Genomic DNA, 24,035 nt, shown 5'->3' on the forward strand with positions numbered 1-24,035 from the left:
TCGCCAATTTTCAACGCCGCGGAAATGCGTGTCGGCATGGCCACAGCTCTCTTCTCCCCGTTCAACGGGGAGAAGGTGCCGGCAGGCGGATGAGGGGCAGCGCCGACCTCGGCAATTAAAGCCTTCAGCGCGCCGTCCCGTAAAGCAGTCCCCGCGGATCGATCTGCGGCTTTCTGCCGGCGACGACATCGGCCAGGAACTGCCCCGAGCCGCAGGCCATGGTCCAGCCGACATGGCCGTGGCCGGTGTCGAGATAGAGATTGCGGTATTTCGCCTGGCCGATGACCGGCACCGAATTCGGCATCATCGGCCGCAGGCCGGCCCAGAGCACGGCCTTCTTCTCGTCGAAGGCGCCGGGAAAAAGATCCTTGCCGGTTTCCAGGATGGTCCTGAAATCGCCCGGCTTGAAGCTGCGGTCGAAGCCGGTGAATTCGGCCGTCGAGGACATGCGAAGGCGATTGCCGAGCCTGGAATAGCCGATCAGCCGGTCCTCGTCGGCGCCGCCCATGGTCGGCCCCTTGCTCTCGTCCTCGAGCGGGATGGTCGCGGTGTAACCCTTCACCGGATAGACCGGCAGGTCGATACCATAGCGGCGGCCGAGCAGGCCGCTTTCCGGCCCCATGGAGATGACGACGGCATCGCCGGTGACCGGTCCTGCCGAGGTCATCACCGCGCGCACCCGATCTCCCTCGATGTCGAGGCCCTCGACCGTCGTGCCGAACAGGAATTTCACGCCGAGCCTCTCGGCTGCATAGGCGGCGAGCCGGTCGGTGAACTGCTTGGAATCCCCGGTCTGGTCGATCGGCGAATAGATGCCGCCGGCGATCTTTTCCTTCACGCCGGCAAGACCAGGCTCCAGCTCGACCAGACGCTCGCGGCCGACGATCTCGATCGGCAGGCCGTGCTCGCCCAGATAGCGGTAATTGTCGGTGCCGGTGTCCAGGCTCTTTTGCGAGCGAAAGAAGTAGAGAATGCCCTTCTTGCGCTCGTCGTAATGGATGCCGGTTTCCTCCGACAGTTGATTGATGCACTCGCGAGAATGGAGCGCGAGCCTCAACTTGATGTTGGTGTTGGCGCGCAGCCGGGTCACCGTGCATTCGCGCAGGAAGCGCAGGCTCCAGGCATAGAAATAGGGATCGAGGCGCAGCCTGACCTTGATGCCGAGATCGTGATTCCAGAGCGCGCGCAGGAAGGTCTTCAGCGCTGCGGGCGAAGCCCAGGCGGTGGCATCGCCCGGCGACACCAGGCCGGCATTGGACTGGCTGGTGCCGCGCGCCGCCGCTTCATGGCGCTCGATCACCGTCACCTCGTGACCATCTCTTGCCAGATAATAGGCGGCCGCCGTGCCAACCACGCCGGCGCCGAGAACCAAGACCTTCATGCCGTTCCCTCAAGCATCATCGCAGCGGCGGGCCCGCGCGCCGCCGCCGCATGAGGCTCAATACCGCGTCTATAGGCGCCCCGCGAGCCCTTGGCCCAACAGATCAGTTTCGAACGGAATTCTTGGTCGTCAGGATCCGTTCCCAGGCCAACGCGTCGTTGACGATCAGGTCGAGATCGTCGCGCTGCGGCGTCCAGCCGAATTCCTTGCGGGCAAGCTCGGAATTGGCGACCACGGCTGCGGCATCGCCCGGCCGGCGGTCCCCCATGCGCACGTCGAAGTCATGGCCGAAGGCGCGGCGCACGCTGTCGATCACCTCCAGCACCGAATAGCCGTGGCTGTAGCCGCAATTGGCGACGAGACTGCCGCCGCCATCCCGCAGCCGCTGCAGCGCCAACCGGTGCGCGGCGGCGAGATCGCTGACATGGATGTAGTCGCGCATGCAGGTGCCGTCCGGCGTCGCATAATCGGTGCCGAAGACCTGCATGAAGGGCCGCTTGCCGAGCGCGGTCTCGCAGGCGACCTTGATCAGATGCGTGGCACCGGGCGTCGATTGTCCGGTCCGGCCCTTCGGATCGGCGCCGGCGACATTGAAATAGCGTAGCGCCGTATAGCGGATGTCGTGCGCCAACGCTGCATCTCGCAGCATCCATTCGCTCATCAGCTTGGAAAGGCCGTAAGGCGATTCCGGCGCAAGGCGAGCATCCTCGCGCACCGGTTCCAGCCCGGCGCCGCCATAGACGGCGGCGGTGGAGGAGAAGATGAAATGCGGCACGCCCTCGCGCACCGCCGTTTCGATCAGCGTGCGGGTCTTGCAGGTGTTGTTTTCGTAATAGCCAAGCGGGTCGGCGACCGATTCCGGCACCACGATCGAGCCGGCGAAGTGGATGATGGCGTCGACCTTGTTGTCGCGGATGATCCGGCCGACCAGATCACGATCGGCGACATCGCCGACGGTGAGCCTTGCTTCCGGGGCGACCGCCCATTCGAAACCGGTGGAAAGCCGGTCGAGCACCACGACGCTCTCGCCGGCGTCCAGCAGTTCCCAGACCATGTGGCTGCCGATATAACCGGCACCGCCTGTCACCAAAACCGTCATCATCTACCTCGCTGATCAAGATTTGTCGGAAACTGTCTCAACAGCCACCGCGCTGGAAAACCCGCCGCAAGCCCACTAGCCTCCCTATGTGTTAAGTCCGTAACAGTTCGTCGCGCCCGAGGCATCGTACTGAAACCAAGTTGCTTCAAACAGCAGGGAATAGGCCACGATCCGGCATCGTTAGGAACAGGGCACGGGCGTGGCATTTTGACCGGTTGGGCGCGGTGGACGCGGCATGGGGCAGTGATTATGATCCGGCCCAAAATTGGGAAGTCGACATGAACTATCAGCGGTTCTTCGAGGATGCGATCGACCAGCTCCACGCCGAGCGTCGCTATCGCGTTTTCGCCGACCTGGAGCGCATCGTGGGCAAGTTCCCGCGCGCCATCTGGCGTTCCAACGGCCGCGCCCAGGAAATCACTGTATGGTGCTCCAACGACTATCTCGGCATGGGCCAGAACGAGGACGTGATTGCCGCCTTCCAGAACGCGGCCGCCAAGATGGGCTCGGGCGCCGGCGGCACCCGCAACATTTCCGGCACCTCCAACCCCCTGGTCGAGCTCGAGCAGGAGCTCGCCGATCTGCATGACAAGGAGGCAGCGCTGGTCTTCACCTCCGGCTTCGTCTCCAACGAAGCCTCGATCTCGACCATCGCCAGGCTCCTGCCCAACTGCCTGATCATCTCGGACGAGCTCAACCATGCCTCGATGATCGAAGGCGTGCGGCGCTCGGGCGCGGAGAAGAAGATCTTCCGCCACAATGACGTCGCGCATCTAGAGAGCCTCTTGCAGGCCGCGGGGCGCGAGCGCGCCAAGCTGATCGTCTTCGAAAGCGTCTATTCGATGGACGGCGACATCGCGCCGATCAGAGAGATCGTCGAGCTCGCCGAACGCTACAACGCCATGACCTATATCGACGAGGTCCATGCGGTGGGCATGTACGGACCGCGCGGCGGCGGCATCACCGAACGCGAAGGCCTGGCCGAGCGCATCGACATCATCGAGGGCACGCTGGCCAAGGCCTTTGGCACGCTTGGCGGCTACATCGCCGGCACCAGCGCCGTCATCGACGCGGTGCGCTCCTATGCGCCGGGCTTCATCTTCACCACCGCGCTGCCGCCGGCGATCGCGGCGGCCGCCACCACCTCGATCCGGCATCTCAAGCGCTCGCAGGCCGAGCGCGACGCGCAGCAGCGCCAGGCGGCCAGAACCAAGCAGGTGCTTGCCGCGGCCGGGCTGCCGGTGATGGAATCGGCCACGCATATCGTGCCGGTGCTGGTCGGCGACCCCGAGCTTTGCAAGATGGCCAGCGACCGGCTGCTTGGCGTGCACGGCGTCTACATCCAGCCGATCAACTATCCGACGGTGCCGCGCGGCACCGAGCGGCTGCGCATCACGCCGACGCCATTCCATTCGGACGCGCTGATCGCCGAGCTGCAGGACGCGCTGGTCGAGACCTGGGATGCGCTGGGCATTCCCTATGCCAGCTCCGGCCGTCCCGCCGTCGCCAAGAGCGACCGGATCATTCCGCTGCTGGTGCCGAAGTCGGGCGGCTGAAGCCGCCTTTCTCACACCGTCTTTATCCACCTCGCCAGGCGATGCGCCGCTTCCTCGAGCTGATCGAGGCGGCGGTGGAAGCATAGTCTGAGGAAGGCTTCGCCGCCGGGGCCGAAGGCGGTGCCAGGCGCCAGGCCGACATTGGCGTTATCGACGATGTCGAAGGCGGCGGTTCGGGAATCGGTGATGCCGTCGACCCTGAAGAACAGATAGAATGCGCCCTGCGGCACGGTGAAACGCGCCTTGCCGGTCGCGCCGAGTATGTCGCAGACGAGATCGCGAGCGGCGCGTGCACGCTCCACTTGTTCGGTGATGAAGCCGTCGCCCTCGTCGAGGGCAGCAACCGCGCCGCGCTGCATGAACTGGGCGACGCCGGAGGTTGAGTACTGTATCAGGTTCTCGAACACCTGCTGCAAGGCTGGATGGGTCTTGATCCAGCCGACACGCCAACCCGTCATCGCCCAGTTCTTGGAGAAACTGTTAACGAACAGGATACGGTCGTCGGCCGTGGCGACGTCAAGGAAGGACGGCGCGCGGCCATGGCCGTAGTGGAACAGCGAATAGATCTCGTCGGCGATGATCCACAGGCCCTTTTGGCGGGCGAGATCGAGGATTGCCTTCAGCGTCTGTCTGTCGGCGGTCCAGCCGGTCGGGTTGGACGGCGTGTTGATGAACAACAGCTTCGTGCGCGGCGTGATCGCGGAGGCGATCTTTTCGACATCGCAGGACCAGCCATTGCCGGACTGGTCGAGGGTGACCGGCACCGGAACGGCGCCCGCCACGCCGGCGGCCGCGGCGAAATTCGGCCAAGCCGGCGAGAGGTAGATCACCTCGTCGCCGCTGCCGGCGATCGCGTCGATGGCCAGTTGGATGGCGTGCATGCCGGATCCGGTGACGATGAACTCCTCCTCGGCGAAGGCCTTGCCGAAGTGCCTGGCGTAGTAGCGGGCGAGCGCCTGCCTGAGCGCGGGAATGCCCTTCTGCCAAGTGTAGAACGTCTCGCCATCGGCCAGCCCTTTGGCGGCGGCATCGCTGATGAAGGAAGGCGTCGGCAGATCGCCCTCACCGGCCCAGAGCGGGATCAGCCCTTCGCGCAGGCGGCCATGATTGACGACAGCGACGATGCCGCTTTCGGGCGCCGCGCGGGCTTCGGCGCGCAAGGTCTCGATCAGGGTCATGCAAGAATCCGTCCGTTTTTTCGCGACTGCTAGCCTCTTTTACGACAGCCGCAAATAGAAAACCCCGGCCGCAAGCGGCCGGGGTTTTGGTCCAGGGCGCCCGTTGAGGAGTTACCTTTTCGCCAGCAGGTCGCGGATCTCAGTCAGAAGCTGCACGTCGGCGGGCGGCGGTGCCGCGGCAGCAGCCGGCTTCTCGCGCTCCAGCCGCCTGCGCAGATTGTTCACCGCCTTGACCATCAGGAAGATGATGAAGGCAAGAATCAGGAAGTTCAGCACGACCGTGATAAAGCTGCCATAGGCAAAGACGGCGCCTTCTTTCTTGGCATCGGCCAGCGTGGCCGAATGGACGTTCGATGACAACCCGAAGAAGTAGTTGTTGAAGTCCAGCCCGCCGAAAATCGCGCCGATGATCGGCATGATGATGTCGTTGACGAGCGAGTCGACGATCTTGCCGAAGGCGGCGCCGATGATGACGCCGACGGCCAAGTCCATCACATTGCCCTTGGAAATGAATTCCTGGAATTCTTTCAGCATTCGGCCCTCCTTGCCATGACCGGCCGTGCAGCCGCCCCGGCTCTCCGGCACCGATCCGAAGCCACAATAACAAAAACCCCCGGTTGAAAAACCGGAAAAAAGGGCCAAGACACCGGTTTGTGCTTACCTGCCTCGTCAGCCGCATATGTGCCAAAAGCCGCGATGGACTTGGGCTCCAAGCTGTGGTTGCGTCTTAACGACCGGATGAGGAAACCGGCCAGGGAGGAAGTGCGGACCGTGCAAGGCTGGTTCGTCGTCATCATCGCGATCGCCTATGTGACGCTGCTTTTCGCCATCGCCAGCGTCGGCGACCGGCGCTCGGTGGCAGCCGGGCTCGGTCGGGCGCGGCCTTTCATCTACGCGCTCAGCCTCGCCATCTACTGCACTTCCTGGACTTTCTTCGGCTCGGTCGGCCTGTCCTCCGAGCGCGGCCTCGAATTCCTCGGCATCTATACCGGTCCAGTGCTGGTCTTCGTGTTCGGCTTCCCGCTGCTCAACCGCATGATCAGGCTGGCAAAAAGCGAGAAGATCACTTCGATCGCGGACTTCCTCGGCGCCCGCTACGGCAAGAGCTTCACCGTCGCGGCGATCGCGACGCTGATCGCCACCATCGGCGCGGTGCCCTACATTGCGCTGCAGCTCAAGGCGATCTCGGGTTCCGTCAGCCTGATGGTCGAGCACTATACGGGCTCGCCCCCCTCTTTCGATCCGTTCGTCAGCGATATCTCGCTGGTGGTGGCGATGCTTTTGGCGCTGTTCGCGGTGCTGTTCGGCACCCGCCATGCCGATGCCACGGAACATCAGGACGGACTGGTTCTGGCGGTGGCGGTCGAGACCGTGGTCAAGCTCGCCGCCTTTCTCGCCATCGGCCTGATGGTGATGTTCCTGATCTTCGGCGGGCCCGGCGACATGTTCGCCAGGCTTGCCGGAAACAGCCAGGTTCGCCAGGCGATGAGCTACAGCACCTCGCTCGCCACCTGGCTGGTGCTGACCGGCCTGAGCGGCTTTGCCGTGCTGATGCTGCCGCGGCAGTTCTACGTCACTATCGTCGAGAACCGCAGCGAGGCGGAACTGCGCACGGCGACCTGGGTGTTCCCGCTCTACCTCGTGGCGATCAACCTCTTCGTGCTGCCGATCGCCTTTGCCGGCCTGTCGCTGGTCGGCGGCAAGACCAGCAGCGACCTCTATGTCTTGTCGCTGCCGCTGTTCAGCGGCCATGACGTGCTGGCCATGGCCGCCTTCGTCGGCGGACTGTCGGCGGCGACCGCGATGGTGATCGTCGAGAGCGTCGCGCTATCGATCATGATCTCCAACGATCTCGTCATCCCGCTGTTCGTGCGCCGCGTGCTAAAGACGAGTTCTTCGGAGAACGAGGACTGGTCGACGCTGATCCTCAATGTGCGCCGCGCCTCGATCTTCATAATGCTGTTCATCGCCTTTCTCTATTATCGCGAGAGCACCAATAGCGCGCGGCTGTCCTCGATCGGGCTGATGTCGTTTGCCGCGATTGCCCAATTCGCGCCGGCGCTGGTCGGCGGGCTGATCTGGCGCCGGGCCAACGGCCGGGGCGCAGCCCTCGGCATGGTCGCCGGCATCGCCGTCTGGGGTTACACGCTGCTCCTGCCTTCACTCGTCGCACCCTCTACCGATATCGTCGTCCACGGGCTGTTCGGCTTCGAGGCGCTGAGGCCGCAGGCGCTGTTCGGCACCGTCGGCGAGCCGCTGAATCATGGCGTGCTGTGGAGCCTCTCGGTCAATGCGCTGTTTTTCGTCCTCGGCTCCCTCTCCCGCGCGTCCGTGCCGCTGGAGCGCATCCAGGCGGCGATCTTCGTGCCGCGCGAGGCAGGCCCGATGCCCAGCCTGCGCCGCTTCCGCACCGCCGTCACCGTCAACGACCTGAAGGATACGATTTCACGTTATCTCGGTGTCGAGCGCACGGAGCGCTCGTTCCAATCCTTCGAGAGGGACGCGAAAGTCTCTCTGCACGGCACCGAACAAGCCAGCATGGATGTTATCCGCTTCTCAGAGCAATTGCTGGCGAGCGCCGTCGGCTCGTCCTCGGCGCGGCTGATCCTGTCGCTGCTCTTTCGCCGCAACGATCGCGACTCCAAGGATGCCTTCAAGCTGCTCGACGACGCCACCGAGGCGCTGCAGCACAATCGCGACCTTTTGCAGATCGCGCTCGACCAGATGGAGCAAGGCATCACCGTCTTCGATCGCGATTTCCGACTGATCTGCTGGAACCGGCAATACCGGCTGCTGTTCGACCTGCCGGACGAGATGGGCCAGGTCGGCGTCTCGCTCGACCGGATCCTCCATCATCTCGCCGAGCGCGGCGATATTCCCGCCGATCAGCGCGTGACGATGCTCAACCGGCTGACCAGTTTCGCTGGCCCGTGGCAGATGGAGCTCAAGACCAGCGGCCGCATCCTGGAGCTGCGCTCCAACCCGATGCCCGACGGCGGCATCGTCGCCACCTATGCCGACATCTCCGGCCGCGTCGAGCAGGACCTGGCGCTGAAGCGGGCCAATGAATCGCTGGAGCAACGGGTCAAGACCCGCACCGTCGAGCTCACCCGCGTCAACGAGGAACTGGCGCAGGCGCAGATGCTGGCCGAGGAGGCAAACCTCGGCAAGACGCGCTTCCTCGCCGCCGCCGGCCATGACATCCTGCAGCCGCTCAACGCCGCCCGCCTCTATTGCTCGTCGCTGATCGAGAAGGCGGGCAAGGGACCGGCCGGCAAGGCCGCGATGAACATCGAATCCTCGCTGGAATCGGTCGAGACCATCCTCGGCGCGGTGCTCGACATCTCGCGGCTCGATGCCGGCGCGATGAAGCCGGACAATACCGCTTTTAACCTGGGCGGACTGCTCGGTCAGATCGGCAACGATTTTCGCCCGTTTGCCGCCGAAAAGAAGCTCGATCTGAAGATCATCCCATCCTCGCTCGGCGTCATGACCGACCGGAACCTGTTGCGCCGGCTGATCCAGAATCTCGTTTCCAACGCCATCAAATACACGCGCCAGGGGCGCATTCTGGTTGGGGTGCGGCGACGCGGCGAGCTGGCCGAGATCCAGGTGATCGACACCGGCATCGGCATTGCCGGCGACAAGCTCAGCACAGTCTTCCACGAGTTCACGCGCCTCGACGAGGGCGCGCGCGAGGCCGAAGGCCTTGGCCTGGGGCTCTCCATCGTCGACCGCATTGCCAGGGTGCTGAGGCTCGAAATCCGCATCTACTCCAACCCCGGCAAGGGCACGCGCTTTTCCGTGATTCTGCCGGTCGCGGCGGTCGCCGCGCCGCCGCGCGAGGCCGGCAAGGCGCCGGCCCGCTCCGCCTCGACGCTTGCCGGGCTCAATGTGCTGTGCATCGACAATGACGCGCGCATCCTCGACGGCATGCGGCTGCTGCTCGAAGGCTGGGGATGCCGTGTCGAGACGGCTTCGGGATCAGGCGATCTCCTGAAGCCCGGCGCGCCGAAGCCGGATCTCGTGCTAGCGGACTATCATCTCGACGGTGGCACCGGGCTCGATGCGGTCGCCACGCTGCGCGCCGCCTACGGGCAGGACCTGCCCTGCGTGCTGGTCACCGCCGACCGCTCCAGCGAGGTGCGCGCGGCTGCCGGCCGGCTCGACATTCCGGTGATCAACAAGCCGCTGAAGCCGGCCGTGCTGCGCTCGATGATGGCGCGCGTCAGGCCGCTGGCGCCGGCCGCCGAATAGAGACAAAACACTGCTATCAGCCGCGATGCCCGAGGCTTCGGAGATAGGCGCAGAACATGTCGGCCAGCGCATCGGAATAGGCTTCGATCTCATCGGCCGTTCGCTCCTTTTCCGAGAAATCCGCCCCCACAGCGCTCAGCGTCTTGATGATCAGGTCGCCGGCCAGGGCGCGGCCGCTGTCCGGCGCGTCAGGAAGCGTCTCGCGCATGAAGGTCCCGACGGTCCGGCTCGCCGCCGCCCTCGCCTCGTCAGCCTCCGGCGCATCCCGATAGAGCGGCGCGGCGTCGTTCAGCGCGCCGCGCACCGCCGCCTCCTCGCATTCGGAGCGGATGAAGGCGTGGACCAGCGTTCTTGTCCGCTCGAGCGGTGATAGCCCGGTATTTTCGAGAATGCCGCACAAAAGCTCTGTCGTCTGGCGCCATTCGTCACTCTGCAACCTGAACAGCAGGGCCGCCTTGTTCGGGAAATACTGGTAGAGCGAACCGACGCTGACGCCCGCCCTTTCGGCAACGCGCGTGGTGGTGAAACGCTGCGCGCCTTGAGCAGCCAAAACCTGAGCAGCCGCCTCTAAAATCGCCGCGACCAGCTCCGTGGCGCGCGCCTGCTTTGGCTGTTTTCGGGTGGAAATTGAAGGGCTTGAGCGTTGGATCATGGTCGCGCGCCGAAATGCGAATTGGAAACCTGAAGGATTATTCGTATTTTTCGAAGCAACACAAGAACCCCGCCGGAGACAGCCATGACCACCCTGACCGCAACCCCTTTGGCACCGCTGCTCGCCCGCCTGTTCAAGGAAGCCGACGCGGCGACCAGCCCGGCGATCGCCCAGTACTCGCGCGACGAACGGACGCGCCTGCTCCACAGCAAGACCGAGTATCGCCAGTTCTACGGCAGGCTGAAGGACCTGTGGCTTGCGGTCTCGCCGGAGACCGGCACGCTGCTCTACATGCTGGCGCGCAGCACCGGCGCGCGCATCATCGTCGAATTCGGCACATCGTTCGGCATCTCGACGCTCTATCTTGCCGCGGCGCTGCGCGACAATGGCGGCGGCCGGCTGATCACGACGGAATTCGAGCCGTCGAAGGTAACGCGGGCCAAGGCCAATCTGACCGAAGGCGGCCTCATCGACCTGGTGGAGATCCGGGAGGGCGACGCGCTGGAAACGCTCAGCTCCGACCTGCCTGACCGGATAGACCTCCTGCTGCTCGACGGCGCCAAGGCGCTCTATCCAGAGATATTGAGCCTGGTCGAGAGCCGGCTCAGGCCGGGCGCGCTGGTCATCGCCGACAATGCCGATTTCTCGCCCGACTATCTGGATCGGGTGCGCGCGCCGGCCGGTGGCTATATGTCGACGCCGTTCGGCGACGACGTGGAGCTGTCGATGCGGCTCGGCTAAGGCCTGCTCGAAACTACCCCATGCTGCTTCGGAGGCAGCCGTAGGCGTTTACGTCAACCAACGCGCAATCCCGGCTTTCTGGCTCCGGCCTTCGGCCTTTGACGCGTAGGTGACATCATGACCCTCCTCCCATCGTCCTGGCGCGGGCTGCCGCGCCCGGCTCTGCTCGGCCTGTTCCTGTTCTTCTGCGCCGGTTTCGCCGACGGCGCGCTGGTGCCCTTCTTTCCGCTCTGGGCGAGCGGCGAGGCGAACATTCCGATCGGCGCGATCGGGCTTTTGTTTGCCTGCTATGCCGGCGGCGAATTGATCGCCGCGCCGCTGATCGGCGGTATCGCCGACCGGGTCGGCCGGCGGCCGGTGCTGATCCTGTCATCGCTCGGCGTCGGCTGCGGCTTCGTCGCGCTGTTCTTCGCCCATGGCGTCGCCGCCACCGCGGCCGTGCTGCTTTTGACCGGCATATGCGAGTCGGTGCTCCACCCGACCATCCTCACAGCTATCGCCGATGTGACGGAACCGCCGGCGCATCCGCGCTGGTTCGGCATGGCGCGCGTCAGCTCGAGCGCCGGACAGATCCTCGGCCCGGCCTGCGGCGCGCTGCTGGCGCTCGTTTCGCTTGGCAGCGTGTTCCTGGCCGGCGGCGGTATGCTGCTCTTCGGCGGCATCGTCATGCTTGCCGCATTCGCCGAGACGCGCGGCCATGCCGCAGCCGACCATGGGGAAACGGAGGAAGAGGAAGGCCTGTCGGCGCTGCTGCCGGCCTTTCACGACGGCCGCCTGGCAAAGCTGCTCGCCTGGGTCGTGCTGTTCGAGATTTCCGGCAACTGGATCGAAGCGGTCATCCCGCTCTATGCGCAGGATGCCGGCACGCTCACCCCGTCCGGTGTCGGCGCGCTGTTTGCCTATGCGGCCGCCCTGACGGTCGGTTTGCAGATGCTGGTCAGCCGCTTTGCCGAGACGCGATCGGCGCTTTGGCTGGCAGCCGGCGCCGGCATCTCGACCATCGCCGCCTTTACCCTGCTGGCGACCTCGCCGGCGATACTTTCGCTGGTCGTCGCAGTCAGCTTCTGCTCGGTGGGACAGATGCTGGTCGGGCCGCTCGTGCCGACCGCCGTCAACGCGCTCGCACCATCGCCGCGACGCGCTTCCTATATGGCCGCCTCGTCTGTGGCGGTCGACCTGAAGGACTCGCTCGGACCGTCGATCGGCACGGCGTTCTATGCGCTCGCGCCGCGCCTGCCCTGGATCGCCGGCATTCCACTGGTGGCGATCGCTTCGCTGGGCCTCGGCGCCGCGATCGGGCGGGCGCGTAATCCTTCAGGCCCGACCGAGGATGATGCCGCGTCGCAATTGGGCTCGGCCGTCGAAAACTATCGCTGACGGGCGCAGCCATCGACCCGACGCGAGGCGACCGCATGTTCGATCAGCGCTGGTCGGGTTCGGTTAGGGTGAAAAGCTTCGCCTGAGGTGCCTGCGATCAGCCGACCGGCTGCAGCGGGTCGCCGCCGATCTTCGACAGCTGGATGACCGCCTGGGTGCGGCTGTCGACGCCGAGCTTCTGCAGGATGGCCGAGACATGCGCCTTGATAGTGGCCTCGGAGACGCCGAGCTCATAGGCGATCTGCTTGTTGAGCAGGCCCTCCGCCAGCATGCCGAGCACCCGCGTCTGCTGCGGCGTCAGCGCCTGGAGCCGCTTGATCAGGTCGGAGATTTCCGGGTCGCGCTCGACGCCGAGCTCAATGCCGGCCGGCGCGGCAATGTCGCCGGCAAGCACCGCCTGCACGGCGCCGCGTATCTCGTCCATGCTGGCCGATTTGGAGATGAAGCCGGAAGCGCCGAGATCGAGCGCGCGGCGGATGGTGACGGGATCGTCATGCGCCGATACCACCACCAGCGGCACCGCCGGATGGATACCGCGCAGCGAGATCAGGCCGGAGAGGCCGCTGGCGCCCGGCATCGACAGGTCAAGCAGCACCATATCGATATCTTCATTGGCAAGCACCAGCGCCTTGGCGCTTTCGAAATCGCCGGCCTCGTGGATGGCGGCAACGTCGCCGATGCCGGCAAGCGCCTCCTTCAGCGCGCCGCGAAAAAGCGGATGGTCGTCGGCAATGACGAAAGTGTGGCCCGACGGCAAATAGTCCTCCCCCGATCCCATCATCATTGTGTGCTTCTTGCGGGGACGGAATGATTATGCGGCGACGCGGCGCGTTTTCAAGCGGCAAAGGCCGCGCGCGGGGTTTTCCCCAAGGCGGCTTTGCAATCAGGTCTTCTGCTGGTTCAGCTTGCCGTCGCCATCTTCCTTGTCCAGGTCCTTGACGATGTCCTTGAAGGTCCGGAAGAAGCGCTCCATATAGCCCATCGTCTTGTTGAAATCCTCTTCGCTCGGCAGTTGCGATTCCAGCCGGGCCGAGAGCGAATTCTCGAGCTTGGCGACGCGCGCGTCGAGCGCCTTGACCGAATTGTCCAGCCGGTCGATCTCGTCCTGGTAGGCGGCCCGCTCGTCGGCGGCCATCTTGCAGACGAGCTGGCCTGAGCGCTCCTCGCAGACAGACATGGCGCCGGTCCTTGTGTCCATGCGGACATAGCCGTTGGCCGACTTCTCCAAACGGTAGTGGTCGGTTTCCTCGGAATAGGCGGATGCGGCAACCAGCGAGCAAAGCGCCGCGGGGATCACGATGTGCTGCAGACGCATGTTGTTCCTCCATGAGCCAGTGAAGGCGGGCTATCACAGGTTTGCGCCGGAAATGGGGAAGAGTCGAGCTTCGAGCCTTCCCCGCACCTTCGGTTAGGACTATAGCGCGACAATGTCTCAGATTATCTACAAGATCGCGCCCGAGGCGCTTTGGCGTGAAGCCGAGAAGAACGGGCGCTTCGCCGGCGCGCCGATCGACATCGCCGACGGCTTCATCCATTTCTCCACCGCCGGCCAGGTTCGCGAGACGGCGGCCAGGCATTTCGCCGAGCAGACGGACCTGCTGCTGATCGCAATCGACGCGGCAAGGCTGGGTGATGCGCTGAAATACGAGGTCTCGCGCGGCGGCGCCCTGTTCCCGCATCTCTACGCCGAGCTCGACCTTGATGCCGTTCTCTGGGTAAAGCCGCTGCCGCTCGGCGCGGACGGCCACGAATTCCCGACGCTGGAGGGCGAATGAGCGTGCTCGACCGGATCGGCCAGAAGCTGCTTTTCTCCTTCGATCCGGAAACCGCGCACGGCCTGTCGATCGCGACGCTGCGCTGCGGGCTGCCAGTCGGCGCGACGGCGCCGCGGCGCCCGACGCGTGACGCGCGGCTGAAGATCAGCCTTTGCGGCCTCGACTTTCCAAACCCGCTCGGCATGGCCGCCGGCTACGACAAGAACGCCGAAGTGCCGGACGCGCTGCTTGGGCTTGGCTTCGGCTTCGCCGAGGTCGGCACCATCACGCCGCTGCCGCAAGCCGGCAATCCGAAGCCGCGCATCTTCCGGCTGACGGCGGACGAGGCGGTGATCAACCGGCTGGGCTTCAACAATGAGGGCCATGCGGCCGCCGAAAAGCGTCTTGCCGCGCGCAAGAGGCGGCCGGGCATCGTCGGCGTCAACATCGGCGCCAACAAGGACAGCGCCGACCGCATCGCCGACTATGAGCGCGGCGTCGCCCGCTTCGCGCCCTATGCGAGCTATCTGACCGTCAACATCTCCTCGCCCAACACGCCCGGCCTGCGCAACATGCAGGCGCGCGAGCAACTCGGTGAGCTCTTGTCACGGGTGATGGCCGCCCGTGCCGCGGCCCCCGCGCAGCCGCCGATTTTCCTCAAGATCGCGCCGGACCTCGTCGAGGCGGAGCTCGAAGACATCGCCGCCGAAGTCGCCGAGAAGAAGATCGACGGCGTCATCGTCTCCAACACGACGCTTGCAAGGACAGGATTGCGAAGCGGCGGCGTGGCGAATGAAACCGGCGGTCTTTCAGGGAAACCATTGTTCGAGCGTTCGACCGCGGTTCTCGCCCGTATGCGCAAGCTGCTCGGCCCAAGCATTGCCCTCATCGGCGTCGGCGGGGTGGACTCCACCGAAACGGCGCTGGAGAAAATCCGCGCCGGCGCCGATCTGGTCCAGCTCTACACCGGCATGATCTATGCCGGGCCGGTACTGCCGGGGCGCATCGTCGCCGGCATGGCGCGATACGTGGAGCGTGAGCGGCTTGGCTCGATCAGGGATCTGCGCGACTCGGCTTGCGAGCGCTGGGCTTCAAAACCGATCAGCTGAACGCTGTTCGCATTCTCAGCCGCAGGACCGTCAGCAAGCTCAGCCCCCTTACCAGCAGAAAGACATGCAGCGATGCCCACAGGCCGCTGTTGCCGAGTGCCGGCGCCAGGGTGATGAGCGCGGCGCTGAAGGCGAGGAACGACAACAGCATCATGTTGCGCATGTCGCGCGACCAGGTGGCGCCGATGAAGACGCCGTCCATCTGGAAGGCGAGCACACCACTCAGCGCCGTGAAGGCGGCCCAGGGCAGATAGGTGTCGGCGACCGCGCGAACATCCGGCGACGTCGTCACCAGCGCCACCAGACTGGCGCCGGCGGTCAGCAGGATGAGCGTGGCGATACCGGCGAGGCCAAAGCCCCAGATCAGCGTCAGCCGGACTGCTTGCCGGAACGGGGCGGGCGCATGCGCGCCGATGGCTCGGCCGGCAAGCTGCTCGGCGGCGGTGGCGAAGCCGTCGAGGAAATAGCCGGCGATGAGGAAGAAATTCATCAGCACGGCGTTGGCGGCGAGCGTCACCGTGCCGAACTGCGCGCCCTGCCTGGTGAACAGCGCGAAGGCGGCAAGCAGCGAGAAGGAGCGGATCATGATGTCGCGGTTGAGCGACAGCATGCGCCGGTAGGCTGGCAACTCGAGGATGCGGCGGCGCGACGGCCGCTCCAGCCTGCGGAAGCGACTGAGCACGATGGCAAGGCCAAGCAGCAGGGCCAGGAATTCGCCGGTGACGGTCGCCCAGGCGACGCCGGCAACGCCCCAGCCGAGCTCGAGACCGAGCAGGAAGCAGAGCAAGATGTTGATGCCGTTGAGCACCGCCTGCAGCATCAGCCCGAGCCCGCCCTCGCCTCGCCCCAGCACGTAGCCCAGTATGGCGTAGTTGATCAGCGAGAAGGGCGCGGCGAGCAGTCTGATGCGGATGTAGACCGACATCGCTTCGCTAACGCGCGGCTCGGCGCCCATGAACCATTGGCCGGCGACGGCAAAGAGCGGCGCAAGGGCGGCAAGTATGACGCCGGCGACGACCGCGATCAGCACGGCGCGCCACAGCACTGCCTGCTCCTCCAGCGCATCGCCGCGCCCGAAGGCCTGGGCGACGAGGCCGGTGGTGCCGGAGCGCAGGAAGTTGAAGCTGGTGAAGACAACGTCGAAGACCAGCGATCCCGCCGCCAGGCCGCCAAGCAGGGCCGCGTCGCCGAATTGGCCGACCACCGCCGTGTCGACGATGCCGAGCAGCGGCGTCGTCAGATAGGCAAGCGTCATCGGCACGGCGATCGCCAGCACTGAGCGGTTGGTGACGACGAAAGACCTGGCGCTGGCTTGTGTTACGTCCAAGGGACTGCTGCCTGTCCGATTGCGGCTTGATCGAGGACCCGATGTGCCCCAGTTTGCCGGCATCACGCAACCATATCCGCCGGACTACCAACCGAATTGCAAACCTGGCGCAGCCACCAATTCATGCCGCTGCAGACCGTCCATCACCCCGACTATGACGCAGGCTTCGCCGTCAATCACCGCTTTCCGATGAGCAAGTATCCTCTGCTGATGGAGACTTTGCGCTTACGCGGTCTAGCCGTGCACGGCGCGCTTTCGATGCCGGAACCGGCGCCGGCCGCACGCCTGAAGCTGGCGCACGCGGCCGACTATGTCGATCAGGTGATCGCCTGCCAGGTACCGGCGAAAATAGAGCGCGAGATCGGCTTTCCGATCGGTCCGCGCGTGTCATTGAGGGCGCAGCTCGCCACCGCGGGTACGGTGCTGGCTGCCAGGCTGGCGCTTAAACATGGCATTGCCTGCAACGCCGCCGGCGGCAGCCATCATGCCAGGCGCGCGCAAGGCGCCGGCTTCTGCACCTTCAACGATGTCGCCGTCGCCGCGCTGGCGCTGCTGGCCGAAGGCGCCGTCGAAAACGTGCTGGTCGTCGATCTCGACGTGCATCAGGGCGACGGCACGGCCGACATTCTCAAGGGCGAGCCTCGCGCCTTCACCTTTTCCATGCATGGCGAGCGCAACTACCCGGTGCGCAAGATCGCCTCCGACGTCGACGTCGCCTTGCCGGACGGGACAGGCGACGACGCCTATCTCGAACGGCTCGCCGCCATCCTGCCGGAACTCTCCGGGCAAAGGCGCTGGGACATCGTTTTCTACAATGCCGGCGTGGATGTCCATGCCGAGGACAGGCTCGGCCGGCTGGCGCTCACCGACGACGGTCTCAGCGCCCGCGAAGACATGGTCATCGGCCATTTCCGCAAGCAGGGCGTGCCACTGTGCGGCGTCATCGGCGGCGGTTACTCGACCGACGTGCCGGCGCTGGCCGCGCGCCACGCTATCCTGTTCGAGGTGGCGTCGCGATATGCGTGAGGCCGCGCCGAACTATTTCCTGTAGCTGGCGATCCTGAGCAGGATGAACACCGGCACGACGATCGCGGCGCCGAGCAGGATGTAGCCCAGGAAGCGGTCGATGGCGTGGAAGCCGAGATTCCACAGATCGACGAAGAACTGGCGGATGCCGTAAAAGACGTCCATCGGCGACCAGCCGAAGGCATGCATGACCAGGCCGACGAGGAAGGAGACCACGAGCAGCTTCAGGAATACCCTGAGCGGCGTGTCGCCAAGAAAGCGCGTCAGTGCGGACAAGGCCATTCTCCGGTTCGAGCCGCCCAATTCGGGCGGGGCGATATCAGAGATACGCATTCCGCGGAAAGGCATCAAGCAATGGAGCCGCGGTTCCGCTTTGCCGATTGCTTGACGCCCTGCCATCATGATAACGAGGTGGCCGACGCGGGTATGATGTAATGGTAGCTTGTCAGCTTCCCAAGCTGAACGCGCGGGTTCGATTCCCGCTACCCGCTCCAGCTTGCACCGCAGGCATTTGAGTGAGACCTTACCAAGGGGCCAAATTGCGCGTCCGATTCAACTCGGCTGCCGGCGATCGCGGGGCGGAATTGCATCGGGTCGATCCTCAGGCCGGGCAGTTTGCGCGAGGGTGAATTCGGCTGTTTGTAAAGCGAGCGTTGGGGTCTTGCACACCCATGCAAGACCCCAGTCAGCGATTCACCCGGCAGCCCCGATACATGGTCGCTATCGACCTAGATGATCATGCTCTAGAGCCGGAAGCCGATCCAGACGCGGCGGCGCCAGCAGCGGACATGACGCCGGCCATGGCGCCAGTAGCGCCGGCAGACCCTTCTCCAAACGTGGCGCCGGCGGCGTCGGTAGTACCGATCACGGTAATACCGACGCCGGTAGTACTGGGCTGGCTGCAGCAGATCGGCCTGATCATCCTCCTCGTAGATGGCCGGATCCGGCTTATCCAATTCATCCAGAATTCCGTTGCCGGCGGGAATACCGGCAACGGCCTTGCTGGGTCCGGCCAGGCTTGCAAGCGCTGCCGCCCCCGCAACGCCAAGCATTCCGGTGAGAAACAACCGACGTTCCATAAAAACCTCCCGAGCTGTTGGGCACGGCAGCCCTTCCTCACCCGCAACGGGCTCCAGGGAGCGACCGATCGGTTTGAACGTGCAAGTAGCATTCTCGTTCCATCAGCCCACCTCGCGCAAAATGAAGTCGTGCAGCATCTTGGCGGCGGGCGAGAGCGCCCGGTTCCTGACCGTGATCAGACTGTAGGGCCGGACCTCGATGTCGAACTCGGTCTGCACGACATCGATGGCGCCGGCCAGCCCATCGCCGCCCTGGATGAACTTGGCGACCTGGATCGAGACCGGCGCGATGGCGTCCGACTGCGCCACCATCACCAAGGTGAGCAGCAGCGAAGAGGTGTTGAGGATGCGGTCGGGCAGCGGAATGTCGCGGTTCAAAAAGTTGCTTTCCATCGCCTGGCGCAGCGGCGAGCCGCCGGACTGGAACACCCAGTCATAGGCCGCGGTATCTTCCAGCCGCACCATCTTGCCGCTCGCCAGCGGGTGGCCGCGGCGCACGATGAGGCAGGCCTTCTCGACGCCGATGACGCGCGATTCGAAGAGCCGCGGATTGAGATCGTCCGGGATGCGGGCGATGATGAAGTCGTGGCGCGAGGCGATCAGCTCGCGGGCCAGCACGTTCGAGGTCTCGACCTGCATTGTGATCTCGATGCGCGGATAGATGCGGCGGATCTCACGGATCGCCGGCACGGCCAGCTCGATCGCCGGCGCCGTGACCGCGCCGAGGAATACGGAGCCGCCCTTGCCGGCCTTGAGCTCGGAAATCTCACGATCGGCCTCCCGCATCTCGAGCAGGATGGAGCGGGCGCGCCGGGCGAGCGCCTGGCCGTAGGGGGTCAGCGTCACGCCGCGCGGCAGCCGCTCGCACAACTTCACGTCGAGCACCGCTTCCATCTCGGCGATCATGCGCGAGGCGGCCGGCTGGGAGATGTTCATGACCTGGGCGGCGGCGCTCACCCGCCCGTGATCGTCCAAGGCGGCAATCATGCGCATGTGGCGGAGACTGAGGCCGCTGCGCAGCAACGTCTCGCCATCTCGCGGCAATTTCTCGTAACCACCTGAAATCGCATCGGGATCGCGCAACGCCGCCATTGTTTTCGGTCTCCTGTGCGGGTTTCTATCGATCGCTTAAGCCATACCAGTATCGATATAGCAACCAGCAAAGATCGCATTTGACAGTTATGTCAAAGCGACCCACCCTCCGCGCGTTCCGATGCGCAGGGGTCGGCGACGAGCGAAATCGTATCGATTGAAACTGCGCCGCGGGGCCGATTGGGAGGATACCGGAGATCGATAAAGCCGACAGTGGCGCGCCAGCGCACCTGTTCGACTGCGCGGCCCGCGAAGCCCCGAGGTGTCGCGTCCATCAACCAGGGAGAGTAATCGTGAAGATCATCAAGACGCTGGCCGCCATCGCGGCCCTTGGCATTGCCGCCACGACCTATTCGGCGCACGCCGCCGACAAGGGTCTCGTCGGCGTGCTGATGCCGACCAAGACCTCGCAGCGCTGGATCAATGACGGCGACGCCGTCAAGTCCCAGCTCGAAGCGCTCGGCTACACCGTCGACCTGCAATATGCGCAGGACGACATCCCGAACCAGCTCAGCCAGCTGGAAAACGAAATCACCAAAGGCCCGAAGGCGCTGATCATCGCTTCGATCGACGGCACCACCATGGCCGACGCGCTGCAGAAGGCCAATGATGCCGGCGTCGTCACCATCGCCTATGACCGCCTGATCAAGAAGACCCCGAATGTCGACTACTACACCACCTTCGACAATTTCGGCGTCGGCGTGATCCAGGCGAACTCGCTGGTCAAGGGGCTCAAGGAGCGCTTCCCGAACACCAAGCCGTGGAACGTGGAGCTGTTCGGCGGCTCGCCGGACGACAACAACGCCTTCTTCTTCTACAACGGCGCCATGTCCGTCCTGCAGCCGCTGATCGACGACGGCTCGATCAAGATCAAGTCCGGCCAGATGGGCATGGACAAGGTCGGCACCTTGCGCTGGCTCGCCGCCACCGCCCAGGCGCGCATGGACAACCTGCTCTCGGCCAACTACTCGGACGGCAGCCGCGTCGACGGCGTTCTGTCTCCTTATGACGGCCTGTCGCGCGGCATCACCGCCTCGCTGCGCGCCGTCGGCTACGGCACGGAAGCCCAGCCCTGGCCGATCGTGACCGGCCAGGACGCCGAGACCGCCTCGGTCAAGCTGATCATCTCGGGCGAGCAGTACTCGACCGTGTTCAAGGACACCCGCGAGCTGGCCAAGGCCACCGTGCAGCTGGTCGACAAGGTGCTCTCCGGCGGCAAGCCGGACGGCCTCGACACCAAGACCTACAACAACGACGTCAAGGTCGTTCCCTCGATCCTGTTGACGCCGCATGAGGTCGACAAGTCGAACTACAAGGAACTGGTCGTCGACTCCGGCTACATCAAGGCTGAAGAGCTGAAGTAATCCGGTCTCAAAGGAAGGGGTCCTGCGCGACTGCAGGGCCCCTTTTCGTTCGCAAGCGACCCCGGTATTGTTTTTGCCGGCTACCGCAGCGCCATATGCCGCCAAGGCATGAGCGAAACTGTGGCATGTTGATTTCGCGCAAGACGCTTTCCGCGAGTGGAAGGCCTGCGCCAGGGAGCAGATCCTGATGGCCTCGACGATTTTGGAGATGCGCGACATCACCAAGACGTTCCCCGGCGTGAAGGCGTTGTCGAACGTCAATCTCAGCGTCGAGGAAGGTGAGATCCACGCCGTCGTCGGCGAGAACGGCGCCGGCAAGTCGACACTGATGAAGGTGCTGTCGGGCGTCTATCCATCCGGCACCTATGAGGGCCAGATCATCTTCCGCGGCCAGGAATGCAATTTCAAAGGCATTCACGACAGCGAGCATATCGGCATCGTCATCATCCACCAGGAGCTTGCCCTGGTGCCGATGCTGTCGATCACGGAAAACATCTTCCTTGGCAACGAGCACGCCACCTACGGCGTCATCGACTGGGACGCCAACGAGACGCGTACCGGCGCCCTGCTCAAGAAGGTCGGGCTCAAGGAAGACCCCAAGACGCTGATCACCAATATCGGCGTCGGCAAGCAGCAGCTGGTCGAGATCGCCAAGGCGCTGAGCAAGGAAGTGAAGCTCCTGATCCTCGACGAGCCGACGGCCTCGCTCAGCGAGAAGGACAGCCAGGCGCTGCTCGACCTTCTGCTCGAGTTCAAGCGCCAGGGCATGACCTCGATCCTGATCTCGCACAAGCTCAACGAGGTGAACCGCGTCGCCGACAAGGTGACGGTGATCCGCGACGGGCGCACCATCGAGACCTTGCCGAGGAAGGACATCTCGGAAGACCGCATCATCACCTCGATGGTCGGCCGCTCGCTCGACGACCGCTACCCGCCGCGCGAGCCGAAGATCGGCGACGTCATCTTCGAGGTGAAGGACTGGTCGGTTTACCACCCGATCCATGCCGAGCGGCAGGTGATCAAGAACATCAACCTCAATGTGCGCAAGGGCGAGGTTGTCGGTATCGCCGGGCTAATGGGCGCCGGCCGGACCGAATTCGCGATGAGCCTTTTCGGACGCTCCTACGGCCGGCACATCACCGGAGAGGTGTCGCTGCACGGCAAGCCTATCGACCTCTCATCGGTGAGCAAGGCGGTGGCGAGCGGCATCGCCTATGTCACCGAAGACCGCAAGACCTACGGCCTCAACCTGATCGACCACATCAAGCACAATGTGACTTTGGCCAACCTCTCCGGCGTTTCCAGCCGCGGCGTCATCGACGACATGCGCGAGATGAGCGTCGCCAATGACTACCGCAAGAAGACCAACATCCGCGCCTCCAGCGTCTACCAGCTGACCGGCAACCTCTCGGGTGGCAACCAGCAGAAAGTCGTGCTGTCGAAATGGCTGTTCGCCGATCCGGAGGTTTTGATCCTCGACGAGCCGACCCGCGGCATTGACGTCGGCGCGAAGTACGAAATCTATACGATCATCGCGCGCCTTGCCGCCGAAGGCAAAGCGATCATCGTCATCTCGTCGGAAATGCCCGAACTGCTCGGTATCTCCGACCGTATCTATGTGATGAACGAAGGGCGTATAGTCGGCGAAATGGCTGCAAGCGACGCAAGCCAGGAAAAAATCATGCGCGCCATCGTTCGCGGAGAAGGAAAAGCATCATGAGCACAGAAAGCGCTCCCGCGCCGCAAAGCGGGCTCGCCGAGGACGTCAAGCAGCAGGGTCCGCGCGTCGCCGTCTCGGCGCTGACGACGAACCTGCGCGAATACGGCCTGATCATCGCGCTGATCGTCATCATGCTGTTTTTCCAATACACGACGTCGGGAACGCTGTTCAAACCGGTGAACCTCAGCAATCTGGTGCAGCAGAACTCGTTCATCATCGTGATGGCGCTTGGCATGCTGTTGGTGATCGTCGCTGGCTATATCGACCTCAGCGTCGGATCGGTCGCCGGCTTTATCGGCGCTCTGGCGGCGATGATGATGGTGATCTGGCCGCTTGGGATGTTCTCGAATCCGCTGGTGGTCTCGATCGTGTGCCTGATCGTCGGGGCGCTCATCGGCGCTGCGCAAGGCTACTGGATCGCCTATCACAAGATACCGAGCTTCATCGTGACACTGGCGGGCATGCTGATCTTCCGCGGCATCTGCCAGGCGCTGCTCGGCGGTGGCTCCTCGGTCGGTCCGCTGCCGGACAGCTTCAAGGCGCTGAGTTCCGGCTTCATTCCGGACGTGATCGGCCCGCTGACGCTGATCCCGCCGACGGTCAATGCCGCCGGCAAGACGATCGTCGGCAGCGGACTGACGCTGCACATGACGACAGTCGTGCTCGGCCTCATCGCGGTACTCGCCTACGCCTATTTCGGCTTCAGGACGCGGCGCAAGCGCGAGCGTCACGGCTATGAGGCGGAGCCCTTCCCGCTGTTCGTCATCAAGACGCTGGTGGGCAGCGCGCTGGCGCTGTTCCTGGTCTTCCAGTTCGCCAGCTACAGGGGCCTGCCGGTCGTGCTGCTGGTGATGGGCGTGCTGATCTCGCTGTTCGTCTTCGTCACCAAGCGCATGACCATCGGCCGCCGCATCTACGCCATGGGCGGCAACGCCAAGGCCGCACAGCTTTCGGGCATCAACACCGAAAGGCTGACCCTGCTGGTCTTCATCAACATGGGCGTGCTCTCGGCGCTGGGCGGCCTGATCATCGCGGCGCGCCTCGGCCAGGCCGTGCCGGCTGCCGGTCTCGGCAGCGAGCTCGACGTCATCGCGGCCGTCTTCATCGGCGGCGCCTCGGCAATGGGCGGCGTCGGACAGGTGATCGGCGCCGTCGTCGGCGGCTTCATCATGGGCGTGATGAACAACGGCATGTCGATCATGGGCGTCAATGTCGACTGGCAGCAGGTGGTGAAAGGCCTGGTGCTGCTCGGCGCCGTCATCTTCGACGTCTACAACAAGAACAAGGCCTGAAGACCTGACTTAAGGAGGCATACGGGTTTCA

General features: G+C 64.5%; 21 protein-coding genes and 1 tRNA gene. 11 read left to right on the forward strand and 11 right to left on the reverse strand.

The window, feature by feature from the left end; translation table 11 throughout:
* Positions 1-124: 124 nt before the first annotated feature.
* A complete protein-coding gene (locus tag CK219_RS06160) occupies positions 125-1,381 on the reverse strand; it encodes a D-amino acid dehydrogenase (RefSeq protein WP_095765874.1) in 1,257 nt (418 codons plus the stop codon).
* Between the two features lie 103 nt (positions 1,382-1,484).
* Positions 1,485-2,480, reverse strand: coding sequence for a UDP-glucose 4-epimerase GalE (galE, locus tag CK219_RS06165; RefSeq protein WP_095766183.1), 996 nt, complete (start codon positions 2,478-2,480; stop codon positions 1,485-1,487).
* 278 nt (positions 2,481-2,758) lie between these two features.
* On the opposite strand from galE, the gene hemA reads away from it, so the two are divergent.
* Positions 2,759-4,036, forward strand: coding sequence for a 5-aminolevulinate synthase (hemA, locus tag CK219_RS06170; RefSeq protein ID WP_095766184.1), 1,278 nt, complete (start codon positions 2,759-2,761; stop codon positions 4,034-4,036).
* Positions 4,037-4,047: 11 nt separating this feature from the next.
* Here hemA and CK219_RS06175 read toward each other — a convergent pair whose 3' ends face one another.
* Positions 4,048-5,214, reverse strand: coding sequence for a pyridoxal phosphate-dependent aminotransferase (locus CK219_RS06175; protein WP_095765875.1), 1,167 nt, complete (start codon positions 5,212-5,214; stop codon positions 4,048-4,050).
* A gap of 111 nt (positions 5,215-5,325) precedes the next feature.
* Positions 5,326-5,748, reverse strand: coding sequence for a large conductance mechanosensitive channel protein MscL (mscL, locus tag CK219_RS06180; protein ID WP_095766185.1), 423 nt, complete (start codon positions 5,746-5,748; stop codon positions 5,326-5,328).
* A 237-nt stretch (positions 5,749-5,985) separates the two neighbouring features.
* On the opposite strand from mscL, the gene CK219_RS06185 reads away from it, so the two are divergent.
* The gene (locus tag CK219_RS06185; protein ID WP_176476946.1) at positions 5,986-9,471 is read left to right on the forward strand and encodes a PAS-domain containing protein; all 3,486 of its coding nucleotides are present in this window, start codon (positions 5,986-5,988) and stop codon (positions 9,469-9,471) included.
* A 16-nt stretch (positions 9,472-9,487) separates the two neighbouring features.
* Here CK219_RS06185 and CK219_RS06190 read toward each other — a convergent pair whose 3' ends face one another.
* Positions 9,488-10,123 (reverse strand): TetR family transcriptional regulator, encoded by a 636-nt coding sequence (locus CK219_RS06190; protein ID WP_095765877.1) that lies wholly within the window; start codon positions 10,121-10,123, stop codon positions 9,488-9,490.
* A gap of 84 nt (positions 10,124-10,207) precedes the next feature.
* Between CK219_RS06190 and CK219_RS06195 the strand changes: the two genes are divergently transcribed.
* Both CK219_RS06195 and CK219_RS06200 read left to right on the forward strand, forming a co-directional pair.
* Positions 10,208-10,864 (forward strand): O-methyltransferase, encoded by a 657-nt coding sequence (locus tag CK219_RS06195; protein ID WP_095765878.1) that lies wholly within the window; start codon positions 10,208-10,210, stop codon positions 10,862-10,864.
* A gap of 117 nt (positions 10,865-10,981) precedes the next feature.
* Entirely contained in the window at positions 10,982-12,241 is a 1,260-nt protein-coding gene (locus CK219_RS06200) for an MFS transporter (RefSeq protein ID WP_095765879.1), read from the forward strand.
* Positions 12,242-12,338: 97 nt separating this feature from the next.
* Here the strand turns inward: CK219_RS06200 and CK219_RS06205 are convergent, their stop codons facing one another.
* Complete coding sequence (locus CK219_RS06205) at positions 12,339-12,998, reverse strand: response regulator transcription factor (RefSeq protein WP_095766186.1); 660 nt, start codon at positions 12,996-12,998, stop codon at positions 12,339-12,341.
* A gap of 126 nt (positions 12,999-13,124) precedes the next feature.
* A complete protein-coding gene (locus CK219_RS06210; RefSeq protein WP_095765880.1) occupies positions 13,125-13,556 on the reverse strand; it encodes a hypothetical protein in 432 nt (143 codons plus the stop codon).
* Between the two features lie 112 nt (positions 13,557-13,668).
* Here CK219_RS06210 and CK219_RS06215 point away from each other — a divergent pair, with 112 nt between their 5' ends.
* Positions 13,669-14,016: a DUF952 domain-containing protein gene (locus CK219_RS06215; protein WP_095765881.1), complete on the forward strand. Its 348-nt coding sequence runs from the start codon at positions 13,669-13,671 to the stop codon at positions 14,014-14,016.
* Positions 14,013-15,104, forward strand: coding sequence for a quinone-dependent dihydroorotate dehydrogenase (locus tag CK219_RS06220; RefSeq protein WP_095765882.1), 1,092 nt, complete (start codon positions 14,013-14,015; stop codon positions 15,102-15,104). Before CK219_RS06215 ends, CK219_RS06220 begins: the two co-directional genes overlap by 4 nt.
* On the opposite strand, the gene CK219_RS06225 is transcribed toward CK219_RS06220, so the two are convergent.
* A complete protein-coding gene (locus CK219_RS06225) occupies positions 15,097-16,359 on the reverse strand; it encodes an MATE family efflux transporter (RefSeq protein ID WP_245340421.1) in 1,263 nt (420 codons plus the stop codon). The two genes, CK219_RS06220 and CK219_RS06225, sit on opposite strands and share 8 nt — an antisense overlap.
* Positions 16,360-16,554: 195 nt before the next feature.
* Between CK219_RS06225 and CK219_RS06230 the strand changes: the two genes are divergently transcribed.
* Positions 16,555-17,457 (forward strand): histone deacetylase, encoded by a 903-nt coding sequence (locus CK219_RS06230; protein ID WP_095765884.1) that lies wholly within the window; start codon positions 16,555-16,557, stop codon positions 17,455-17,457.
* 12 nt (positions 17,458-17,469) lie between these two features.
* Here CK219_RS06230 and CK219_RS06235 read toward each other — a convergent pair whose 3' ends face one another.
* Positions 17,470-17,739 (reverse strand): DUF6460 domain-containing protein, encoded by a 270-nt coding sequence (locus CK219_RS06235; protein ID WP_181166832.1) that lies wholly within the window; start codon positions 17,737-17,739, stop codon positions 17,470-17,472.
* Between the two features lie 138 nt (positions 17,740-17,877).
* On the opposite strand from CK219_RS06235, the gene CK219_RS06240 reads away from it, so the two are divergent.
* A tRNA-Gly gene (locus CK219_RS06240) sits at positions 17,878-17,951 on the forward strand.
* Between the two features lie 249 nt (positions 17,952-18,200).
* Here the strand turns inward: CK219_RS06240 and CK219_RS06245 are convergent.
* Both CK219_RS06245 and CK219_RS06250 read right to left on the reverse strand, forming a co-directional pair.
* On the reverse strand, positions 18,201-18,536 hold the full coding sequence (locus CK219_RS06245) for a protamine-2 (modular protein) (RefSeq protein ID WP_095765885.1): 336 nt from the start codon (positions 18,534-18,536) through the stop codon (positions 18,201-18,203).
* 102 nt (positions 18,537-18,638) lie between these two features.
* Positions 18,639-19,628, reverse strand: coding sequence for a LysR family transcriptional regulator (locus CK219_RS06250; RefSeq protein ID WP_095765886.1), 990 nt, complete (start codon positions 19,626-19,628; stop codon positions 18,639-18,641).
* 293 nt (positions 19,629-19,921) lie between these two features.
* Here CK219_RS06250 and chvE point away from each other — a divergent pair, with 293 nt between their 5' ends.
* The 3 genes from chvE (at position 19,922) to mmsB (ending at position 24,004) form a co-directional block, all read left to right on the forward strand.
* Positions 19,922-20,992 carry a multiple monosaccharide ABC transporter substrate-binding protein gene (chvE, locus tag CK219_RS06255; RefSeq protein WP_095765887.1) on the forward strand — a complete coding sequence of 357 codons (1,071 nt, stop codon included), beginning with the start codon at positions 19,922-19,924 and terminating at the stop codon, positions 20,990-20,992.
* A gap of 187 nt (positions 20,993-21,179) precedes the next feature.
* Positions 21,180-22,712 carry a multiple monosaccharide ABC transporter ATP-binding protein gene (gene mmsA / locus CK219_RS06260; protein WP_095765888.1) on the forward strand — a complete coding sequence of 511 codons (1,533 nt, stop codon included), beginning with the start codon at positions 21,180-21,182 and terminating at the stop codon, positions 22,710-22,712.
* Positions 22,709-24,004: a multiple monosaccharide ABC transporter permease gene (mmsB, locus tag CK219_RS06265; RefSeq protein WP_095765889.1), complete on the forward strand. Its 1,296-nt coding sequence runs from the start codon at positions 22,709-22,711 to the stop codon at positions 24,002-24,004. The genes mmsA and mmsB overlap by 4 nt, the downstream gene beginning before the upstream one ends.
* The last annotated feature ends 31 nt before the right edge of the window (positions 24,005-24,035 follow it).

It is taken from the genome of Mesorhizobium sp. WSM4313 (genome assembly GCF_002294725.1).
In the GTDB taxonomy this organism is placed as follows: Bacteria; Pseudomonadota; Alphaproteobacteria; order Rhizobiales; family Rhizobiaceae; genus Mesorhizobium.

Excerpts from the sequence above, each read along its gene's own strand:
- CK219_RS06160 (WP_095765874.1), bottom strand. The coding sequence starts at position 1,381 with ATGAAGGTCTTGGTTCTCGGCGCCGGCGTGGTTGGCACGGCGGCCGCC.
- galE (WP_095766183.1), bottom strand. The coding sequence starts at position 2,480 with ATGACGGTTTTGGTGACAGGCGGTGCCGGTTATATCGGCAGCCACATG.
- hemA (WP_095766184.1), top strand. The coding sequence starts at position 2,759 with ATGAACTATCAGCGGTTCTTCGAGGATGCGATCGACCAGCTCCACGCC.
- CK219_RS06175 (WP_095765875.1), bottom strand. The coding sequence starts at position 5,214 with ATGACCCTGATCGAGACCTTGCGCGCCGAAGCCCGCGCGGCGCCCGAA.
- mscL (WP_095766185.1), bottom strand. The coding sequence starts at position 5,748 with ATGCTGAAAGAATTCCAGGAATTCATTTCCAAGGGCAATGTGATGGAC.
- CK219_RS06190 (WP_095765877.1), bottom strand. The coding sequence starts at position 10,123 with ATGATCCAACGCTCAAGCCCTTCAATTTCCACCCGAAAACAGCCAAAG.
- CK219_RS06195 (WP_095765878.1), top strand. The coding sequence starts at position 10,208 with ATGACCACCCTGACCGCAACCCCTTTGGCACCGCTGCTCGCCCGCCTG.
- CK219_RS06200 (WP_095765879.1), top strand. The coding sequence starts at position 10,982 with ATGACCCTCCTCCCATCGTCCTGGCGCGGGCTGCCGCGCCCGGCTCTG.
- CK219_RS06210 (WP_095765880.1), bottom strand. The coding sequence starts at position 13,556 with ATGCGTCTGCAGCACATCGTGATCCCCGCGGCGCTTTGCTCGCTGGTT.
- CK219_RS06215 (WP_095765881.1), top strand. The coding sequence starts at position 13,669 with ATGTCTCAGATTATCTACAAGATCGCGCCCGAGGCGCTTTGGCGTGAA.
- CK219_RS06220 (WP_095765882.1), top strand. The coding sequence starts at position 14,013 with ATGAGCGTGCTCGACCGGATCGGCCAGAAGCTGCTTTTCTCCTTCGAT.
- CK219_RS06225 (WP_245340421.1), bottom strand. The coding sequence starts at position 16,359 with ATGACGCTTGCCTATCTGACGACGCCGCTGCTCGGCATCGTCGACACG.
- CK219_RS06230 (WP_095765884.1), top strand. The coding sequence starts at position 16,555 with ATGCCGCTGCAGACCGTCCATCACCCCGACTATGACGCAGGCTTCGCC.
- CK219_RS06235 (WP_181166832.1), bottom strand. The coding sequence starts at position 17,739 with ATGGCCTTGTCCGCACTGACGCGCTTTCTTGGCGACACGCCGCTCAGG.
- CK219_RS06245 (WP_095765885.1), bottom strand. The coding sequence starts at position 18,536 with ATGGAACGTCGGTTGTTTCTCACCGGAATGCTTGGCGTTGCGGGGGCG.
- CK219_RS06250 (WP_095765886.1), bottom strand. The coding sequence starts at position 19,628 with ATGGCGGCGTTGCGCGATCCCGATGCGATTTCAGGTGGTTACGAGAAA.
- mmsA (WP_095765888.1), top strand. The coding sequence starts at position 21,180 with ATGGCCTCGACGATTTTGGAGATGCGCGACATCACCAAGACGTTCCCC.
- mmsB (WP_095765889.1), top strand. The coding sequence starts at position 22,709 with ATGAGCACAGAAAGCGCTCCCGCGCCGCAAAGCGGGCTCGCCGAGGAC.